Genomic DNA, 17,728 nt, shown 5'->3' with positions numbered 1-17,728 from the left:
ATTATAGAGTTGAAATATGTCTGCATTCGTTTCAAAGTATCCATTGGCTATTGATGAGAACATGGTGGGTGAGTATCCTGCTTTGGTAAAGTCTGGTGCAGGTTATTTTTATGATGATGTTCTTGAATATCGAGTTTGGTGTCACCCAGAACGTGGTGCGCTAGATGAATATGAGGGGCAAGATTATTATTGTGCATTTTCTAGTTATGAAGATGCTCAACAGTTTTCCGAACAAACAGCTGGAGCGGAACATCCTTTGGTTTTGATACGTCAAAGCTGTTGGATTAATGAACCTCAAACAGGCGTATTTACTGCTGATCGTGGAGAACGTCTAACTGAGTGGCAAGTAATCTGGTTGAATAATGCAAAACGTCAAGATGGTGATATTGAAAATTTCTTTGCGAAACGAGGAATTGCATTTACAGGCTATCAGGAAGTGATGGATGCGACGCCTTTCACCAGAGATTTTAATCCGCAAGCATACAAAGCATTCCCACAATATTTAGGGGTTATTGCCTGTTCTTGTGTTATTGATGGAAAATTGCCAATACGTTGGGTATCTCACGCAGGCGGAGACTGGCAAATGTATTGTCATGTGGATGCACATGATTTTTCTGAAAATAGTTTGGATTTTGAGCAGAATATTCAATTGACCAATATGGCACAATTACTCAAATATAATCCAGATTTGCAAATATTATATGATCTACCTATAGATAAAGGTGCTTATAGAGATCATGTGGAGTCTATTTGGCAATATTTTGAGGATTGTGATGTTGATCAATAAACTTGGATTAAAAAACTCCTCTAATAAAGAGGAGTTTTTTATGAATGAAGCTTAGTGATTTTCCGAAGCATGATTAATCGTATATTTCGGAATTTCAATTTCTAAATCTTCATCAACGATCTCAACTTGACATGACAGGCGAGAGTCAGGCTCTAAACCCCATGCACGATCAAGTAGATCTGCTTCAACATCGTTCATTTCTTCAAGGCTGTCAAAACCTTTACGAACAATCACGTGGCAAGTTGTACATGCCGCAGACATGTCGCAAGCATGTTCAATTTTAATGCCTTGTTTCAATAAGCTTTGGCATAAATTGGCGTTTTGTTCGACTTCAAATTCTGCACCTTCAGGGCAAATGAGTGAATGAGGAAGAACTTTAATACGTGGCATATTGATCACCTATACCTTTAGTTTGAGTTTGACCAATCTTCAAGTTTTGTACCTTTTAAGGCATGGTCAATATGTCGATTCATACGAAGTGCTGCAAAGGCATCGCTGTGAATTTTAAGTTGTTGAACAGCATGTTCAATCGCTGCAAGCTCATCGGTTTTAAGACGAGTTTTTAACGCTTCAGCAGCAAGAATTAGATCTCGTGCTTGTTGTTGAGAGAGTAAATCGGTATCTGCTTTTAACGCTTGTTCTAAAGCTTCCAACTCACGTTGTGCTTCCACTTTTGTTTCTTGCAGATGGCGCAATTGTTTGTCTTCTTCCGCATGTTGGAAACCTTCAACCAATAGGCGTTCAGTATCTGCTGCAGATAGACCATAAGATGGTTTGATATCAATTTGCGCTTGAACACCAGAAGTGGTTTCTTTTGCCGATACTGTCAGTAAGCCATCCGCATCAACTTGGAAGGTTACTTCAATGCGTGCTTGACCAGCAGTCATTGGTGGGATGCCATGTAAAACAAAGCGACCCAATGAACGACAATGCTCGACTAAATCACGTTCACCTTGTACCACATGAATCAACATCGCTGTTTGTCCATCTTGATAAGTGGTGAATTCTTGACGGCGAGCTACAGGAATTGCGGTATTTCGTGAAATCAAACGTTCAACCAATCCCCCCATGGTTTCTAGACCAAGAGAAAGTGGCGTGACATCAAGTAATAATGAACCATCTTGACTGTTGCCAATGAGCTGGTTGGCGGTAATAGATGCGCCAATTGCAACGACTTCATCAGGATTGATCGTACAGAGTGGTTCACGTTCAAATAATTCGCGTACAGCTTTTTGTACGGCATATGAACGTGTTGAACCACCTACTAAAACCACATGTTCGATTTCATCGAGTTCAAGTTTAGCATCACGCAGTACACGTTTACATACACTCATGGTTTTATCGAGTGCAACTTGAATAATCGATTCAAAAGTTGGGCGATCTAAAGTGAGGCGATCATCCAGTAATTTTAATTCAGCAGATTCATGATCTGTTAAATATTCTTTGGCTTGACGCGCTGCAACAACAAAAACAGCATATTCTTCATCGCTTAAAGTTTCGATATTAAGCTGTTTTTTTGCCCATTTTACGATTAAGCGGTCAAGGTCATCACCACCAAGCGCGGTATGTCCACCAGTCGCAAGAACTTCAAAAACACCTTGTGAGAAACGTAAAATAGAAACGTCAAATGTACCACCACCAAGGTCGTAAATCACGTAGTTACGATCGGTGCTCAAGTTAGTATCTTGGTCTAATCCATAGGCAACAGCTGCCGCAGTAGGTTCATTCAACAAACGTAAAACATTTAAACCTGCAAGTTGAGCAGCATCACGTGTCGCTTGGCGTTGTGCTTCATCAAAATATGCTGGAACAGTGATCACTGCACCGTTGATAGGGTTCTTTAAACTTGCTTCGGCACGATCTTTTAACTGTTTTAAAATGTCTGCAGAAATTTCGACAGGCGTTTTACGACCAGCAGTAGTTTCAAATGCTGGCATCTCATTTTCTGCACCAACAAGTGTATACGGATGCTGGAATTTGATATCTGCTTGTGAGCGACCCATAAAACGTTTTACTGAAACAACAGTATTTTTGGGGTCAGTCATCATAAACGGCTTGGCTTCATAACCAAACGTCGTTGAATCTTTTGCGTAATGAACAATCGACGGCAGTAATACACGATCTTTGTCATCTTGCAGAACTTTCGGTTTTCCCGATAGCACTGTCGCCACTAAAGAGTGGGTTGTCCCTAAGTCAATGCCGATCGCAATACGATGTTGATGCGGAGCAGTAGATTGACCTGGTTCAGCAATTTGCAAAAGTGCCATGCGTGAGGTATCCCTTGAAAATATTTGGTAACAGCGGATTAAAAATCATCATCGAGATCGAAGCTATCTTCTTCGTCCAACATACGATCTTCAGCTTTATCAATATCATTCATTACACGTTGAAAAAAACGTAGTTTACGAACGGTATCACGAGCCTCAGCCCAATCTTCTTCAGCAAAATCAATTTTAAATTCACGAACTAAACCGTCAATCCATTGCTGAACTTCAACTTTTAAGGTGCGAAGTTGCTCGGTAGAGGTGGCCTCATCAAGCTGTTCACGCATTTCGAGTGCAGATTGTAAAAATTCAAAATCGCTAATGGACTGATCCAAGTGATGATCTTGTTTTTTTAAGCCAAGTAAATACGCCGCACGACTATCAACTTGTGAGAGCACTTTATACGCTTGATTGATTTCACTCGACTTGATCAATGCTTGATCTTTGTCAGTGGCTTTATCGGGATGATATTGCTGTTGCAAACTTAAAAATTGTTTTTTTAAAGCTGCTAAATCTATATCGAGTGCTTCTGGTAATTGGAACAACTCAAAATGATTCATGGGAGATGAATTCCGCTATTAATAAATACGTTAAAACAGTGCGGAACACACTGTTTTGACGAAAAGAAAGAGGGTGTTGCTAGTTAGACGGTAAATGATTCACCGCAACCACATTCACCTTTTTGGTTAGGGTTGTTAAATTCAAAGCCTTCATTCAAACCATTTTTCACATAATCCATCTCTAAACCATTGAGATAAACAAGGCTTTTAGGATCAACAAAAACTTTAACACCGAGTTGTTCAAACACTTGATCATGTGTATCGATATCATCGACAAACTCAAGTACATAAGCCAACCCAGAACAACCCGAAGTTTTCACACCAATACGAATGCCTTCACCCTTACCGCGGTTTTGCAGGTAATTGCTGATGTGAGTCGCAGCATTTTCAGTTAAATGGATCATGAAAACTCCAATATTATTTCGGTCATCAATTAAGCTTTCGCTTTCTTACCACGATAGTCTTCAATCGCAGCTTTGATTGCATCTTCAGCCAATACAGAGCAGTGTACTTTTACTGGTGGAAGCGCAAGCTCTGTCGCAATATCAATATTTTTAATTGCTTGAGCTTCATCAAGTGTTTTACCTTTTAACCATTCAGTTACAAGAGAGCTTGATGCGATTGCAGAACCACAGCCGTAAGTTTTGAAGCGAGCTTCTTCAATTACGCCATTGTCATCGACTTGAATTTGTAAACGCATCACGTCGCCACATGCAGGTGCGCCGACCATACCTGTACCTACGTTTTCTGCATTTTTGTCTAATACACCAACATTACGAGGGTTTTCGTAATGATCAATTACCTTTTCGCTATAAGCCATGTCGCTTCTCCAAACCTCGGGGTCAGCCTAATATTAATATGAGGGTTAAAACATACTTTTCAATGAAGTGCTCAATAGAGCACCTTATAAATTAGTGTTCAGCCCATTCAACTGTTGAAAGGTCAATCCCTTCTTTGTACATATCCCAAAGCGGAGAAAGTTCACGTAATTTCTCAACAGCAGCTTTGGTAATTGTTAACACATGATCAATATCTGCCTCAGTGGTGTATTTACCAAAACTGAAACGGATTGAGCTGTGTGCCAACTCGTCAGATAAACCTAAGGCACGCAATACGTATGATGGTTCTAAAGTTGCAGATGTACATGCTGAACCACTTGAAACGGCAGCATCTTTTAATGCCATCATCAGTGACTCGCCTTCAACGAAGTTGAAGCTGACATTTAGATAGTTTGCAACGTTCTCAGTCGGATGACCATTCAAGAACACTTGCTCAAGGTCTTGGAAGCCATTCCATAGTTTGTCACGTAGGTGGCGAAGACGCTCTTGTTCTGCTTGCATGGTTTTCCCAGCAATTTCAAAAGCTTCACCCATACCTACAATTTGATGAGTTGCTAAAGTACCAGAACGCATACCACGCTCATGACCACCACCATGCATTTGCGCTTTTAAGCGAACCCGTGGATTACGACGAACATATAATGCACCGATTCCTTTAGGGCCATAAATTTTATGACCAGAGAAGCTCATTAAATCAATTTTCATGGTTGAAAGATCGATTTCGACTTTACCAGCGGCTTGTGCAGCATCAACGTGTAAGAATGTTTTATTCGCACGTGTTAGCTCGCCAATAGCCGCTACGTCAGTAATCGTACCGATTTCATTGTTCACCATCATCAGCGAAACAAGAATGGTATCTGGACGTAAAGCTGCTTTCACCATTTCAGGCGTAATTAAACCTGTACGTGGTTCAGGTTCTAAATAAGTAATTTCAAAACCTTGTTCTTCTAGCTCACGGCAAGTATCTAACACTGCTTTGTGTTCGATTTTACTAGTAATGATGTGCTTGCCTTTTGAACCGTAAAACTGAGCAATACCTTTTAATGCTAAGTTGTCAGATTCAGTTGCACCAGAAGTCCAAACGATCTCACGTGGATCTGCTTTAACTAGGTTTGCAACTTGTTCACGTGCATATTCAGCTTTTTCTTCAGCTTGCCAACCATAGGCATGCGAGCGTGATGCAGGATTACCAAAAGTCCCTTCGAAGGTTAAACATTCCATCATACGTTGTGCAACTTCAGGAAGTACTGGTGTTGTTGCTGCATAATCAAGATAAATTGGACGTTTCATGTCAAATACCTGTAACCGATAGGAGGGCTGAATCTAAACTTGCTGAGTTTTGACGTAGTGAAACAGTTTGAACGTTGTCACGTGTAATTAAGTCTGCAAGAGAAATTTTTGCGAGATAATCGGCAATATGGTGGGAGAGTTCTTGCCATAAGTCATGCGTTAAGCACATTGCACCATTTTGGCAGTTACCTTTATGGTCACAACGTGTCGCATCGACAGTTTCATTTACAGCTTCGATAATTTCTAGCACAGTGATTTCAGCGGCATTGCGTGCAAGATGATATCCACCGTTAGCACCACGAACGCTTGAAACTAACTCATGACGCTTAAGTTTCGCGAATAACTGTTCTAAATAAGCGACTGAGATGGATTGGCGTGCTGCTATTTCCGCAAGCGTGATCGTTTGTTCAGTTGGCTGCAAAGCTAAATCAAGTAGAGCAGTCACTGCGTAACGACCGCGAGTTGTAAGGCGCATGATTCGATACACATGGTTAGACTAGATGTCTAAATTTTATTAATTCCGACTAAAATAGTCAAGTTTTAAATTGTCATTATCAGTGTGAAAAGTGAAATATATTTGAATTATTGTATCCACATAGTATAAACAAAAAAGGCAATAAAAATAAAGCTCAATACAGCAAAGCCAATATTGATCAGGCGCTGGCGTTTTTGCATTCGGTGAATACGGTTTTTATATTGTTTAACTTCAACCAATAATGAGTTGATCTCAGAGCGTTGCTGATCAATTTTATCAAGCAATGGCGCGATTCGTTGCTGAGACGCAATAGCTTCTGCATCATTATCAAATGCATTGAACCATTGTTTCCAATTTGCGAATATACTCGTGAGTGTGAGGTGAGGGATTAAATCCATCACATCTTCTTGAAGTCTTGCATCACCTAAAATACGCATATTGTAAATACTGCGCTGATTATTAAATACGAAAATTTTAATCAAATCGATGAGTGTGCTATTTATTTCTAGATCAACTTTTCGATCTAGTGCTTTCATATCAAATAAAATTCCTTTTTCGGTAAATTGGACATAAAAGTCAAAAAAAGGAATATAGCTGTTGATTCGAATGGTAACTTTTTCATCGATAAGCTTTTTCGCTTGCAAGCGTAAAGTTGCATCATGCGTGAGAATGAATGAAAAAAAAGTTTCTAAAACAATGATGACAATGTTTAGCAACAAATGGGGGTGTTTATGTCTTTGTTGCGTATCACTCATAGGTCTCTTTGTCCTTGCCAATCACACTATAAATTTCATAAAGCACGTAAATCTGAGTATCCATACTCAATTGTTAAAAATAATTTACATGACTTTATTGCTTTGTAGAACAGTTTTTTAAAACGATCAAGTCTTAACTTTGATATTATAAAAACATTTTTATGGTTAAATACGACATACTGTTTGTAAAGTGCTTGGGAGTAATGGTTAATGGACAACTCAAATGTAGAACACCCAACTGATGAGGCAGAGGTAAAAACTAAGCTAAAATCAAAGAGTTCTAAAAAATCTGCTCTTGATTTCAAAAAGTATACGCAACAGATTTGGCTGGCTGGATTAGGTGCTTTTTCACGCGCCGAAGAAGAGGGAAATAAATTATTTGACTCTTTAGTCAAGGTGGGTGAAGAGCTAGAATCCAAGACCGTAGATTTTGCTGATAACACTGTTGGAAAAGTAACTGAGAAAGCCAAAGAATCAGTGACGGATACTAAAGATAAAGTTGAAAAAATTTTAGACACAGGTGTGAATCATTCGTTGAATCGTATTGGTCTAGTCACTCCAAAAGATCTCCAGCATATCGAGCAACTTTTAGTTCAGCTACATATTAAAGTAGATGCATTGATTGAAGAAAATAATCTATTAAAGAGTAAATTGAATAAAAAGTAAAAAATATAGGCACTCGTCTGTTTATGTGGTTTTTGAGTATTTATTTTTGCTAAAAAGCCTTTCTAGTATTGCGTTCTCCCCTAAAGCATTGCTATAAAGGCGGCATGGCCTTTTAAACTATAGCCTTGGATCTTAACAAACGATATTAAGAGGATATTTTTTATCATGAATAAATCAGAATTAATTGATGCGATTGCTGAAAAAGGGGGAGTATCTAAATCGGATGCTGGTAAGGCACTCGATGCAACGATTGCGTCAATCACTGAAGCACTTAAAAGCGGTGATACGGTTACTTTAGTTGGTTTTGGTACATTTAGCGTTAAAGAACGTGCTGCACGTACTGGTCGTAATCCTAAAACAGGTGAAGAGCTTCAAATTAAAGCAAGCAAAGTACCTAGTTTTAAACCAGGTAAGGGTTTAAAAGATTCAGTTGCGTAATCTTTTTAAATCAGAAAACGCACCATTTTGGGTGCGTTTTTTATTTATTGAATGAAATACTTTATTCAGCATTCATTCGCTTTGGTTTTTCAGTTAAAATTGCCCCGAAATAAAATATTGGAATACTTATGGAATCATTTCGTACAGTCATTAAGGGTTGGCTTGGCAAAGTCCTATTAGTTTTGTTTTTGACCCCTTTAGCGCTTGTAGGTATTGAAGGATATTTTAGCGGCAGTAATAAAGCAGACGTTGTGAAATCTGTTAACGGACAAGATATTTCTAATAAAGACTTGGAAAGTGCGACTAAAAATTATAAAGATCAATATTTATCAATGGTAAAGGGTGATGAGTCTCTTTTAAATCAGCCTGTTATTCAGCAAAAAGCTTTAGATGCGCTGATTGCACGCTCTTTATTGCAACAACAGGCAGAAAAATTAGGTATTTCTTTAAGCGATACTCAGCTAGAGCAAATGTTAGCACAACAACCAAGTTTCCAAGAAAATGGAAAGTTTTCTCAAAAGTTGTATGAAAATTATTTACGTTCAGTTGGAATGACTAACCAAGCTTTAATCGCAAGCTTGCGTCAAGATCATGCCCTAAAAATGATTTCATCGACTTTGTTAGATTATGCGTTGGTAAGTCAATCTGATTTACATCAGCTTGCGAGTTTGCAAACAGAACAGCGTACTTTGCATTTAGCAAGTATTAAGTTGGATGATTATAAAAAAGGTTTGACTGCGTCGACTCAAGAAATAACAGAGTACTACAACAAGCATAAAAATGAATTTAAGCAAGTTGCGAGTGTTGATGTTGATTATGTGGTTTTAAGCCCAGCATTATTGCCTCAAACTAATTTAAATATCACTGAGGCTGATTTACAACAAGCTTATAAGGCTTTTGTTGAAAAGCAGCAGAAAGATGCAAAACGTGAAGTGAAGCATATTTTAATTACAACTGATGCGCGCGATGCGGCAGCAGCTCAAAAAATTGCGAATGATGTTTATGCCAAGATTCAAGGTGGAATGTCATTTGCTCAAGCGGCTGCACAATTTTCTGAAGACCCGACTTCAAAAGCACAGGGTGGTTTGGTTGATGCTTATGCGCCAGGTATTTTCTCAGCCGACTTTGATAATGCGGTTAATGCTTTAAAGAATGGTGAAGTTTCTAAACCTGTTAAAACACAATATGGCTACCATATTATTGAAGCAAATGCACCAGTTGCAAATATTCCTTCATTTGAGAGCGAGAAAGCTCGCTTAACAGCTGAAGTGCAGAAGGCAAAAACTGCAAATTTATTTAGCGATACTGTAAATAGCTTAAATGAAATGGTTGTGGGCAATGACTCTTTAGAAGCGGTTGCTCAAGAAGTGAAGGGTGCTCGTGTTGAATCTTTAAATGGGGTGACCTTAACTACTCAAAACCCTTATTTGAGCGATTTAAATGTTAAAGCAAAACTGTTTAATGATGATGTGAAAAACGGTGACCGTAATGCATCTTCTAATATTCAGTTAGCGAATGGTGATACGATTTGGATTAAAGTCCGTAATTACCATGCAGCGGGCGTTAAACCATTAGATCAAGCGACGGCTGAAGTAAAAGCAAAAGTCATTGATGCAAAGGCATATAAAGCTGCTCAAGCAAAAATTTCAAAGATTTTAGCTGATTTTAAAGCGTTACCTGCTGCACAAGTTGTTGCAAAATCACAAGTCACTTTTGAAGATGCAGGTACATTTGCACGTTCTCAAGGTTTAAAGCGTGCAATTGAACGTGCTGCTTTCAGTATTCCAGCGCCAACTAAAGAAGGTATGTGGTCTGCTACGACAGCAAAATTACCTAATGAGTTGGTTATCGTTGCGGTTTCAAACGTGAATACTAATGCTGCAAATGAGTTACCGCCAGAGCAAATTGCTGAGTTAACTAAGTTGTATCAGCAGTTCCGTGGTCAGCAGTTACTAGAAGACTATACTGATTATTTAAAATCACAGGCGAAAATCAAATAAGTTTGATCTAAGCTTTGAAATTTAAAAAGCCAGTTCTTATGAACTGGCTTTTTTGTGCATGATAAACATTATTTTTTCTGAATAAATTTAGCTTCTTCGGATTGTGGATATTGGTTAAGCAACTTTGTTTTATACTTATTGGCAAGAGCAGTGTTTTTATCGACTTCTTTTGCAATGCTATAAAGTTGATAAACCGCTCGAGAAGCTTTTGCTGAATTGGGATAGCGTGTTACTACGATATTATAGTTTTGCTTGGCTGCTTTATAGTCAACAGGTTCAACCGCTAAATAAAACTCAGCTAGCCAAAAGTAAGCGTTTCCAACATAAATTCCATTTGGGTGGTTCTTAATGAAATTTTGCATTGGTTGGATGGCTTTTTTTGCACCACCTTGTTTGTAGGCATCTAGAGCAACCGTATATGCTGCTTTTTCTAGCTCAATTTGGTTGTTGGTATTGCTTGTGGTAGCGGTATTTGACTTCGGTTGTACGACAGGTGTCTGAGGGACTGTGTCTTGTTTTACAGGACTAGGAGCTGTTGATGTTGGAGCTGAGTTTGTTTCTGTTTTTACTATATCAGTTGTCGTACTATTTTTTGGTTCTGTATTTTCTTCTGGTGGGTCAATTTTTTGAGAGAGTAATTCTAAGCGTTGATCTAAATCTGTATAGCGATTTGCCAACTCTTTTTTCAGTTGTTCAATTGAATTGTCATGCTCTTCTAATTGTCCTCGTAATTTTCGAACTTCTTCTTCTAGTTTTTGGTTCTTTTGAATGAGATCCCAATTTAGGTTTGAGCCAGGATTAGAGATATTTGTATTATCTGCAATCGTCTGGCTCAGTGCACGAGATTCAATGGGAACATTTGCATATAAATGTGCGCTAGCGAGTAAGGCAGTAAAAAGTACGGAATACTTTTTTAGCATAAAAATTCATCCATAAAGTTAAAAAGCCGTGAGCGAACAAGTCCTCATGTTTACTTGTGGCACACTAGATCTATGTTTTTGATTTAGTCATTAAAGCAGCAACTCATTTAAATGCAATAAGCATTTACAATCTTCAAGCATTTTTCGAATAAAGAAATTATCTGTTGTTTAATGTTTATACATATTTAAGTTAAACGGATAATATAGAGATATATCTTGCTGATGAAATAAGCAATTGAATCAAAAAGTCACTTAAAAACAGATACAAGTCTTGCAACTCAGGCAAAAACCTCTATACTTTGTCAGGCAATGGTAGCCCTGCTGGTAGCTTCGCAATTGTACTCTATGAACCCCGCCAGGACCGGAAGGTAGCAACGGTAATAGATCTATGATGTGCCGAGGTCATGCTAGTAGGGTTGCCACCATTTATTCTTCATCGCTCGTTCGAGCAATTGCTTTAATAATTATTTCCATATCAAATCCTCGGTACTGTAAGAATCTAATTTGTCTTGCTTTTAGTTTTGGATCCGTCTCTACTTCCATCCCGAATTTCTTTATTTTGAGTTGATAAGCTTGATCTAGCCAATCGACCTCTGAAAGTTCTTCAGTAATAAGTTCTGTATCGAGTTGTTTTGCTTTTAAAGCCTGTTTAATTCTTTGTAATCCTTTACCTTTTCTAAGTTGACTGGCCAATGTGAGTTCTGCAACACGTTGGTCGCTTTGGTAATTTTGTTGTGCTAACTCATCAACTAGATTTGCGACTTCTTCTGGATTGATCGCATATTGATTTAATTTTGCTTCGAGATCTGCTTTGGAATAATCCCGACGTGTAAGAAGGGCAAATGCATAAGAGCGTAATCTTGCACCTGTTAGTGTTTTTGGTTTCTCTATTTTTTCAGAATTAAACAAGTTTTATATCCTCTTGAAAGAAAAACGCCCCGAAGGGCGTTTCAGCTTAGCTTTCTAAAAAATCTGGTTCTTCTTCATCTTCAGTTTGAGCTGCTTCTTTGTTGTTTTTAGTAAGCAGTTGTTCACGAATGACCTTTTCGATTTCTTGAGCCATTGCTGGATTTTCCTCAAAATGTCGAATCACGTTATTTTTACCTTGACCAATTTTATTGCCTTGATAAGAATACCAAGCACCCGCTTTTTGTACGATGTCTTGTTGAACAGCAAGATCAACCAATTCGCCTAACTGATTGGTACCTTTGCCATACATGATTTGGAACACAGCTTCTTTGAACGGAGGTGCCATTTTGTTTTTCACAACTTTAACACGCGTTTCGTTACCTGTGATCTCGTCACCTTCTTTCACTTGACCAATACGACGGATGTCTAATCGTACAGAAGCGTAGAATTTAAGTGCATTACCACCTGTAGTGGTTTCTGGGCTACCAAACATCACACCAATCTTCATACGGATTTGGTTAATGAAGATCACCATACAGTTCGAGCGTTTTGCATTACCTGTAATTTTACGCAGAGCCTGACTCATTAAGCGTGCTTGTAAGCCCATGTGTGAGTCACCCATTTCGCCTTCAATTTCAGCTTTAGGGGTTAATGCTGCTACAGAGTCGACAACGATTAAATCGATTGCACCTGAGCGAACCAACATGTCGGCGATTTCGAGTGCTTGTTCACCGTGGTCAGGTTGCGAAACCAATAGATTGTCAATATCTACACCCAACTTACGTGCGTATTCTGGGTCTAATGCATGTTCTGCATCGATAAAGGCACAGGTACCACCATTTTTTTGACATTGCGCAATCGCTTGTAATGTCATGGTTGTTTTACCTGAAGATTCAGGACCATAAATCTCAATGATACGACCTTTAGGTAATCCACCGATCCCTAATGCGATATCGAGAGTTAAAGAACCTGTAGAAACCGCTTCAACTGCTTGTACAGTATTATCACCTAAGCGCATCACGGTATTTTTACCAAACTGCTTTTCAATTTGGCTTAAGGCTGCTTGTAACGCCTTGCTTTTATTATCATCCATCTCAAAACCTCAAAACTTTATCTTCTTAACGACTAACCCAAGTGGATGTACTGAATCTCAACTTGTTGGGACTTGAGTATAGTGGCAGATTCTAGTTGTATATTCCACATCTGATCTGTGTCAGTACGACACAAGATGACGCATCCAAATTAGAAAATTTTATTCATCATGATATGACCATGATTGTACATTTTCTTGTTTAAAACGATTGATATCACGACGATCTTTTTTACTTGGTCGGTGATCAGGTCGGGCTAGATTATGCAATTTTCGCTGTGATGCATGCAACTCTCTACGCTCAATACTTTCGGGTGTTTCTTCATAAAGAAGTTGAGCCATGGGGGCACCACCTCGAACAGCCGATAGCGCTTTCACAACAACGGTCTTTTTCTCAAAGCCTTGTTGGATGGTGAGTTCCATTCCAATACGCACGTCTCTAGAAACTTTAACGCGGTCGTTGTTGTGATGGACTTTACCACCTTCAATCGCGGCTTTGGCAATAGAGCGTGTTTTAAAAAAACGTGCAGCCCAAAGCCATTTATCAATGCGCATGGCATCCATGCTGTCTGATTCATGCTGTTTTGGCATCTGTTACCTGTAAGTTGGTGTCAAGATAATCAAAGAGATTGGTTAAATGATCAAGTGATGGGTACGCTATTTCCGTGGCGAGTCGAGCTGGTTTAGCACTAGACGGTTGTAAAATGCTAAACAATTGGTTAATACCAAAACGTTCAGCACCTTGGAGTACCGCAACCGTATCATCAATAAATATTGCTTGAGCTGGATCAAATGGATGTATTTGCTGTAACTTTTGCCAAAAAGCGACTTCTTCTTTGGCATGCCCAAGCTCTTCACTACTGATCATGACGTCAAAGTAAGGGCTAAGTTGGACATTTTCAAGCTTCAGTTGTAAGCCAGCTCGATCAGCATTGGTCAGTAACCAACAGCGATAGCCTTGAGCTTTGAGTTGTTCTAATAATTCATGACAACCTTTACGTGCGCAAATTTTTTCACGGTGTTCATATTGTAGTTGTAAAACATCTACGCCAACTTTAGCAGTCCAATACGCCGAAGAATACCAAGATAGTGTATGCTTATGCTGTTGGTAAAATTGGAATAGTGTTTGTTTACTTTGCTCTAAACTGCATTGGTGTGTTTGGGCATGACGTTCAGGTAAACAATGATTCCAAATAAAATCATCGAAGGCTAAATCGAGTAATGTGCCATCCATGTCGAACATGGCGATAGGCTGCTGCTGTAAATCTGAATATGACATAAGGCTGATCTATGTTTATTAAAACGCTTGCCCCACAAGATCAATTTATTCTGAAACTTGTGCCAATCATGGCGCAGGCAAGTCAAATATTATTGGAAGAATATCAAAATTATTGTGCGGGTGGTGAGTTTAATATTCAGGAAAAAAGTGATGATTCGCCTGTGACTCAGGCAGATTTAAAAGTAAATCGTTTTTTATTAAAGCAGTTAGCGGAATTTACGCCAGAGTTACCAGTGTTGTCAGAGGAGAGTGATTATTCTGCTCGATCTGCTTGGTCACGTTGCTGGATGCTCGATCCTTTAGATGGTACGAAAGAGTTTATTCATGAGCGTGATGAATTTACGATTAATTTAAGCTTGATCGAGGGTAATGAAACGACTTTTGCGATTATTGCCGTACCCTGTGAACAGGTCATGTATATTGGTTATCAGTCACACTTACCTTATAAGTATAGTTTTAGCCGTCAAGAATGGTTTCAATATCAGGTCGAAGAACATGATTTGACAACACCACTTCAAATTGGTTTGAGTCATAACAGTAAAAATCCAAAGTATAAAAATTTTATCGAACCAATTTTGCGAGATCGTGCTGTAGAAAGACGTGAGGCAGGGAGTGCTTATAAATTTTGCATGATGTTAGAAGGTGAAATTGATATTTACCCAAGATTTCATCCAACCTCAGAGTGGGATACCAGTTCAGGACAAGCTTTGCTTGAAAGTATCGGTGGTGGATTGATGACTCTGGGTGGAAAACCATTTCAATATAATCAGCGTGAAACGGTATTGAATGGTGGTTTTATTGCTTTTAGAGATCAATATTGCAAAAAAATTGCTTATGAGGCCTTGGCGCATTCAGGCATTTTAGATTGAGTCTTGTCGTCTGCATGGTATAGTGAGCTAAATTCTCATCTTTTGTAAATTGTGATATGGCTCTGCATTTATTGCCAAAAAGCATGTTTGAAGCAGTTGATCTGCTTCCTGATGCCTCAATTCCTGTAACACTGTTTACTCGCCATTCGTTGCGTGAATTGGTGAATGGGCAGGGTTTGGCTGGTTATGACTTGCAATTAACGGAACAAGGTCGAGATTTGGCTTATGCATGGGGTCAATATCTTATTAAAAATACGGATCGAGCAATTCAACATTGTATCTCTAGTCCGATTCAGCGTTGTGTTGATACGGCTGCATTAATGATTCAAGGTGCAGATGGGATTCATGAGGCAATAAATACGCATACGATCGAAATTGTTGAGCAGCGATTGTTAGTAGAACCCGGAAGCTTTGTATTGGATATTCAGCAAGCAGCCCCTTACTTTCGTAAACAAGGTGCATTAGGGTTTATTAATAGCTTTGTGAATAATGCTTTGCCTGGTATGAAACATCCAATTACAGGCGTTTTTGATGTTCTGGAGCTGTTATATCATACCCATCCAACGCAACATCAGGGTTTAAGCTTGGCTGTTAGCCACGACACCATTATCGCTGCGATCGTTGCAGTGATTTCAGGTCAAACACAAATTGATAAGTCGGATTGGCCTGAGATGATGGAGGGCTTATTTGTGTGGTTTGAAGGTGAGGATTTTAGCAGTAGTAAGCTAAAATGGATCTGGCGTGGTCAAAAGCATGAATTGGTTATTAAAGATTTTCAGAATAAATAAGATTTTTGAAAAGTATGATTTAATTGTGCAATTTAAAATTAAAAAACTACTAACGTTGCATTACTAAGTTGAAAACAATAAAAAAGCCCGAAAATCGGGCTTTTTTACATGCATCAAATTAGTTAGCTAATGCTTTAATTTGAGCGTTTAAGCGGCTCTTGTGACGAGCAGCTTTATTTTTGTGGATGATGCCTTTATCAGCCATGCGGTCGATTACAGGTACAGCTGTTTTATAAGCTTCTGAAGCAACAGCATAGTCACCAGCAGCGATCGCATTTACAGTACGTTTGATGTAAGTACGAACCATAGAACGCAAGCTTGCGTTGTGTTTACGTGCTTTAACGTTTTGACGAGCACGTTTTTTAGCTTGAGCAGAGTTTGCCACTCGTGCACTCCTTGAAAATAAGTTGGTCTGGGCGGGCTGAAGTTAAAACCAAAAAATATTGGCAACATTCACCAGCCCGTAAACAAGTGCCATATTTTGAGGAAACTAAGCCCCGAAGTCAAGCCTTGTGATACTTTTAAGTACATTTAACAGGTGATAATCTTGCAAGAAAACGTTACATTAGGCTTAGTTATGAGTCGGAATAAATAAAAATGAGAATAGGTGATAAAAAGGCAATTGTGATTGGTGCTACAGGGCTAGTGGGTGAAGCGCTAGTGGCTGAATTGGAACAGTCAAATGATTTTAGTTCTGTGACTGTTGTGGTGAGGAAAAATTCAGATAAATTAAAATCTTATAGTAAAGTAAATCAGCTTATTCTAGAAGATTTTTTGCTTTTGAATGATGAAGATGTAAGCACTTATACCCATGCATTTAGTTGCTTAGGTAGCACGATTAAACAAGCTGGATCGAAACAAGCATTTTACGCAATTGACTATGAAATTAACGCTCATTTTGCTGATTTAATCCAAGATAAAAATATTCATTTATTGGTGGTCAGTGCTTTAGGGGCGAATGCTAATTCACCAGTTTTCTATAATAAAGTTAAAGGTGAGTTGGAAAACTACTTAAAAAGCTTGTCGATGTATAAGCTCTCAATTTTTCAACCGTCACTCTTAATTGGTAAGCGTAGTGAAGTACGAGTTTTAGAAGATGTGGCACAAACGCTATTCAAATTGGTTGAAAAGACTTGGACCAAGCCGTTTAAATATAAGCCTGTAACCGCAGAACAATTGGCGCATACTATGCTAAATGCAGCTCAAACTCAGACAGCAGCATTCAAGCTGTACGATAATTTGATGATACAACAAACCCAATAATGGAGATTTTCAGTGACTACGATTCCTTTTGTAACTTGCGACTTGTTAGATGATAATCCTGAGAAAGATTTACAGGTCGTAACACCATCATTAGACGGTAAGTTTTTTAAAAGTTATGGTGCGCGTAAAACCTTTGGTGGGCAGATTGTAACAGTCAAGTGTTTTGAAGATAACTCACGTGTAAAAGAGCTATTGGCAACTGATGGTGCAGGTAAGGTGCTGGTTGTAGATGGTGGCGCTTCTATGCGTTGCGCCCTGATGGGTGACTTGATTGCAGAATCGGCGGTGAAGAACCAATGGAATGGCGTGGTGATTTATGGCTGTGTACGTGATGTGGATGCAATTGCCGAACTTGATTTAGGTGTGCATGCATTGGCTGCAATTCCACAAAAAAGTAATCGTAAGGGCATAGGTGAAGTTGATATTACATTGTATTTTGGTGGTGTGACGATCAATTCTGGCGATTATATCTATGCTGATAATAATGGCATTGTAATCGCGAAAGAAAAACTAATTGACTGCTAAAGGATAGCAAT

General features: G+C 38.8%; 22 protein-coding genes and 1 other RNA gene. 9 read left to right on the top strand and 14 right to left on the bottom strand.

The window, feature by feature from the left end:
- Positions 1–16: 16 nt before the first annotated feature.
- Positions 17–787 carry a hypothetical protein gene (locus CDG56_RS05185; protein WP_087536857.1) on the top strand — a complete coding sequence of 257 codons (771 nt, stop codon included), beginning with the start codon at positions 17–19 and terminating at the stop codon, positions 785–787.
- A gap of 51 nt (positions 788–838) precedes the next feature.
- On the opposite strand, the gene fdx is transcribed toward CDG56_RS05185, so the two are convergent.
- The 8 genes from fdx to CDG56_RS05145 form a co-directional block, all read right to left on the bottom strand.
- Positions 839–1,177, bottom strand: a complete 339-nt coding sequence (fdx, locus tag CDG56_RS05180; RefSeq protein ID WP_087536858.1) for an ISC system 2Fe-2S type ferredoxin — start codon at positions 1,175–1,177, stop codon at positions 839–841.
- 17 nt (positions 1,178–1,194) lie between these two features.
- A complete protein-coding gene (hscA, locus tag CDG56_RS05175) occupies positions 1,195–3,054 on the bottom strand; it encodes a Fe-S protein assembly chaperone HscA (RefSeq protein ID WP_087536859.1) in 1,860 nt (619 codons plus the stop codon).
- 38 nt (positions 3,055–3,092) lie between these two features.
- Positions 3,093–3,611: a Fe-S protein assembly co-chaperone HscB gene (hscB, locus tag CDG56_RS05170; protein ID WP_004758242.1), complete on the bottom strand. Its 519-nt coding sequence runs from the start codon at positions 3,609–3,611 to the stop codon at positions 3,093–3,095.
- Positions 3,612–3,694: 83 nt separating this feature from the next.
- A complete protein-coding gene (gene iscA / locus CDG56_RS05165) occupies positions 3,695–4,015 on the bottom strand; it encodes an iron-sulfur cluster assembly protein IscA (protein WP_004661460.1) in 321 nt (106 codons plus the stop codon).
- A 29-nt stretch (positions 4,016–4,044) separates the two neighbouring features.
- Complete coding sequence (iscU, locus tag CDG56_RS05160; RefSeq protein ID WP_004639432.1) at positions 4,045–4,431, bottom strand: Fe-S cluster assembly scaffold IscU; 387 nt, start codon at positions 4,429–4,431, stop codon at positions 4,045–4,047.
- Between the two features lie 91 nt (positions 4,432–4,522).
- A complete protein-coding gene (locus CDG56_RS05155) occupies positions 4,523–5,740 on the bottom strand; it encodes an IscS subfamily cysteine desulfurase (protein ID WP_087544342.1) in 1,218 nt (405 codons plus the stop codon).
- A gap of 1 nt (position 5,741) precedes the next feature.
- The gene (locus CDG56_RS05150) at positions 5,742–6,215 is read right to left on the bottom strand and encodes an Rrf2 family transcriptional regulator (RefSeq protein WP_087547146.1); all 474 of its coding nucleotides are present in this window, start codon (positions 6,213–6,215) and stop codon (positions 5,742–5,744) included.
- A 107-nt stretch (positions 6,216–6,322) separates the two neighbouring features.
- Positions 6,323–6,970 carry a hypothetical protein gene (locus tag CDG56_RS05145; protein WP_087547145.1) on the bottom strand — a complete coding sequence of 216 codons (648 nt, stop codon included), beginning with the start codon at positions 6,968–6,970 and terminating at the stop codon, positions 6,323–6,325.
- A gap of 210 nt (positions 6,971–7,180) precedes the next feature.
- On the opposite strand from CDG56_RS05145, the gene CDG56_RS05140 reads away from it, so the two are divergent.
- From CDG56_RS05140 to CDG56_RS05130, 3 genes are all read left to right on the top strand, one after another.
- Positions 7,181–7,636, top strand: a complete 456-nt coding sequence (locus tag CDG56_RS05140; RefSeq protein WP_087547144.1) for a phasin family protein — start codon at positions 7,181–7,183, stop codon at positions 7,634–7,636.
- A 165-nt stretch (positions 7,637–7,801) separates the two neighbouring features.
- Entirely contained in the window at positions 7,802–8,074 is a 273-nt protein-coding gene (locus CDG56_RS05135) for an HU family DNA-binding protein (protein WP_004661469.1), read from the top strand.
- 128 nt (positions 8,075–8,202) lie between these two features.
- The gene (locus CDG56_RS05130) at positions 8,203–10,074 is read left to right on the top strand and encodes a SurA N-terminal domain-containing protein (protein WP_087547143.1); all 1,872 of its coding nucleotides are present in this window, start codon (positions 8,203–8,205) and stop codon (positions 10,072–10,074) included.
- A gap of 68 nt (positions 10,075–10,142) precedes the next feature.
- Here the strand turns inward: CDG56_RS05130 and CDG56_RS05125 are convergent, their stop codons facing one another.
- Positions 10,143–10,994 (bottom strand): YbgF trimerization domain-containing protein, encoded by an 852-nt coding sequence (locus CDG56_RS05125; RefSeq protein ID WP_087547142.1) that lies wholly within the window; start codon positions 10,992–10,994, stop codon positions 10,143–10,145.
- A gap of 319 nt (positions 10,995–11,313) precedes the next feature.
- Here CDG56_RS05125 and ffs point away from each other — a divergent pair.
- An RNA gene (gene ffs / locus CDG56_RS05120) (signal recognition particle sRNA small type) lies at positions 11,314–11,410 on the top strand.
- Between the two features lie 10 nt (positions 11,411–11,420).
- Here ffs and CDG56_RS05115 read toward each other — a convergent pair.
- From CDG56_RS05115 to CDG56_RS05100, 4 genes are all read right to left on the bottom strand, one after another.
- Positions 11,421–11,903, bottom strand: a complete 483-nt coding sequence (locus CDG56_RS05115) for a regulatory protein RecX (RefSeq protein ID WP_087547141.1) — start codon at positions 11,901–11,903, stop codon at positions 11,421–11,423.
- 46 nt (positions 11,904–11,949) lie between these two features.
- Positions 11,950–12,996 (bottom strand): recombinase RecA, encoded by a 1,047-nt coding sequence (gene recA, locus CDG56_RS05110; RefSeq protein ID WP_004661473.1) that lies wholly within the window; start codon positions 12,994–12,996, stop codon positions 11,950–11,952.
- 159 nt (positions 12,997–13,155) lie between these two features.
- A complete protein-coding gene (locus CDG56_RS05105) occupies positions 13,156–13,584 on the bottom strand; it encodes an RNA-binding S4 domain-containing protein (RefSeq protein ID WP_005215468.1) in 429 nt (142 codons plus the stop codon).
- Positions 13,568–14,272 carry an HAD-IA family hydrolase gene (locus CDG56_RS05100; RefSeq protein WP_087547140.1) on the bottom strand — a complete coding sequence of 235 codons (705 nt, stop codon included), beginning with the start codon at positions 14,270–14,272 and terminating at the stop codon, positions 13,568–13,570. Before CDG56_RS05100 ends, CDG56_RS05105 begins: the two co-directional genes overlap by 17 nt.
- A gap of 11 nt (positions 14,273–14,283) precedes the next feature.
- Between CDG56_RS05100 and CDG56_RS05095 the strand changes: the two genes are divergently transcribed.
- Together CDG56_RS05095 and CDG56_RS05090 are read left to right on the top strand one after the other, a co-directional pair.
- A complete protein-coding gene (locus CDG56_RS05095) occupies positions 14,284–15,141 on the top strand; it encodes a 3'(2'),5'-bisphosphate nucleotidase CysQ (RefSeq protein WP_087536861.1) in 858 nt (285 codons plus the stop codon).
- A gap of 56 nt (positions 15,142–15,197) precedes the next feature.
- On the top strand, positions 15,198–15,929 hold the full coding sequence (locus tag CDG56_RS05090; RefSeq protein WP_087536862.1) for a histidine phosphatase family protein: 732 nt from the start codon (positions 15,198–15,200) through the stop codon (positions 15,927–15,929).
- 118 nt (positions 15,930–16,047) lie between these two features.
- On the opposite strand, the gene rpsT is transcribed toward CDG56_RS05090, so the two are convergent.
- Positions 16,048–16,314 carry a 30S ribosomal protein S20 gene (gene rpsT, locus CDG56_RS05085; protein ID WP_004639414.1) on the bottom strand — a complete coding sequence of 89 codons (267 nt, stop codon included), beginning with the start codon at positions 16,312–16,314 and terminating at the stop codon, positions 16,048–16,050.
- A gap of 212 nt (positions 16,315–16,526) precedes the next feature.
- On the opposite strand from rpsT, the gene CDG56_RS05080 reads away from it, so the two are divergent.
- Positions 16,527–17,192, top strand: a complete 666-nt coding sequence (locus CDG56_RS05080; protein WP_087547139.1) for an NAD(P)H-binding protein — start codon at positions 16,527–16,529, stop codon at positions 17,190–17,192.
- A 12-nt stretch (positions 17,193–17,204) separates the two neighbouring features.
- The gene (gene rraA / locus CDG56_RS05075; protein ID WP_087544360.1) at positions 17,205–17,717 is read left to right on the top strand and encodes a ribonuclease E activity regulator RraA; all 513 of its coding nucleotides are present in this window, start codon (positions 17,205–17,207) and stop codon (positions 17,715–17,717) included.
- The last annotated feature ends 11 nt before the right edge of the window (positions 17,718–17,728 follow it).

The organism is Acinetobacter sp. WCHA39 (assembly GCF_002165385.1).
GTDB lineage: Bacteria > Pseudomonadota > Gammaproteobacteria > Pseudomonadales > Moraxellaceae > Acinetobacter.
This window is presented reverse-complemented; position numbering and strand designations above follow the sequence as displayed.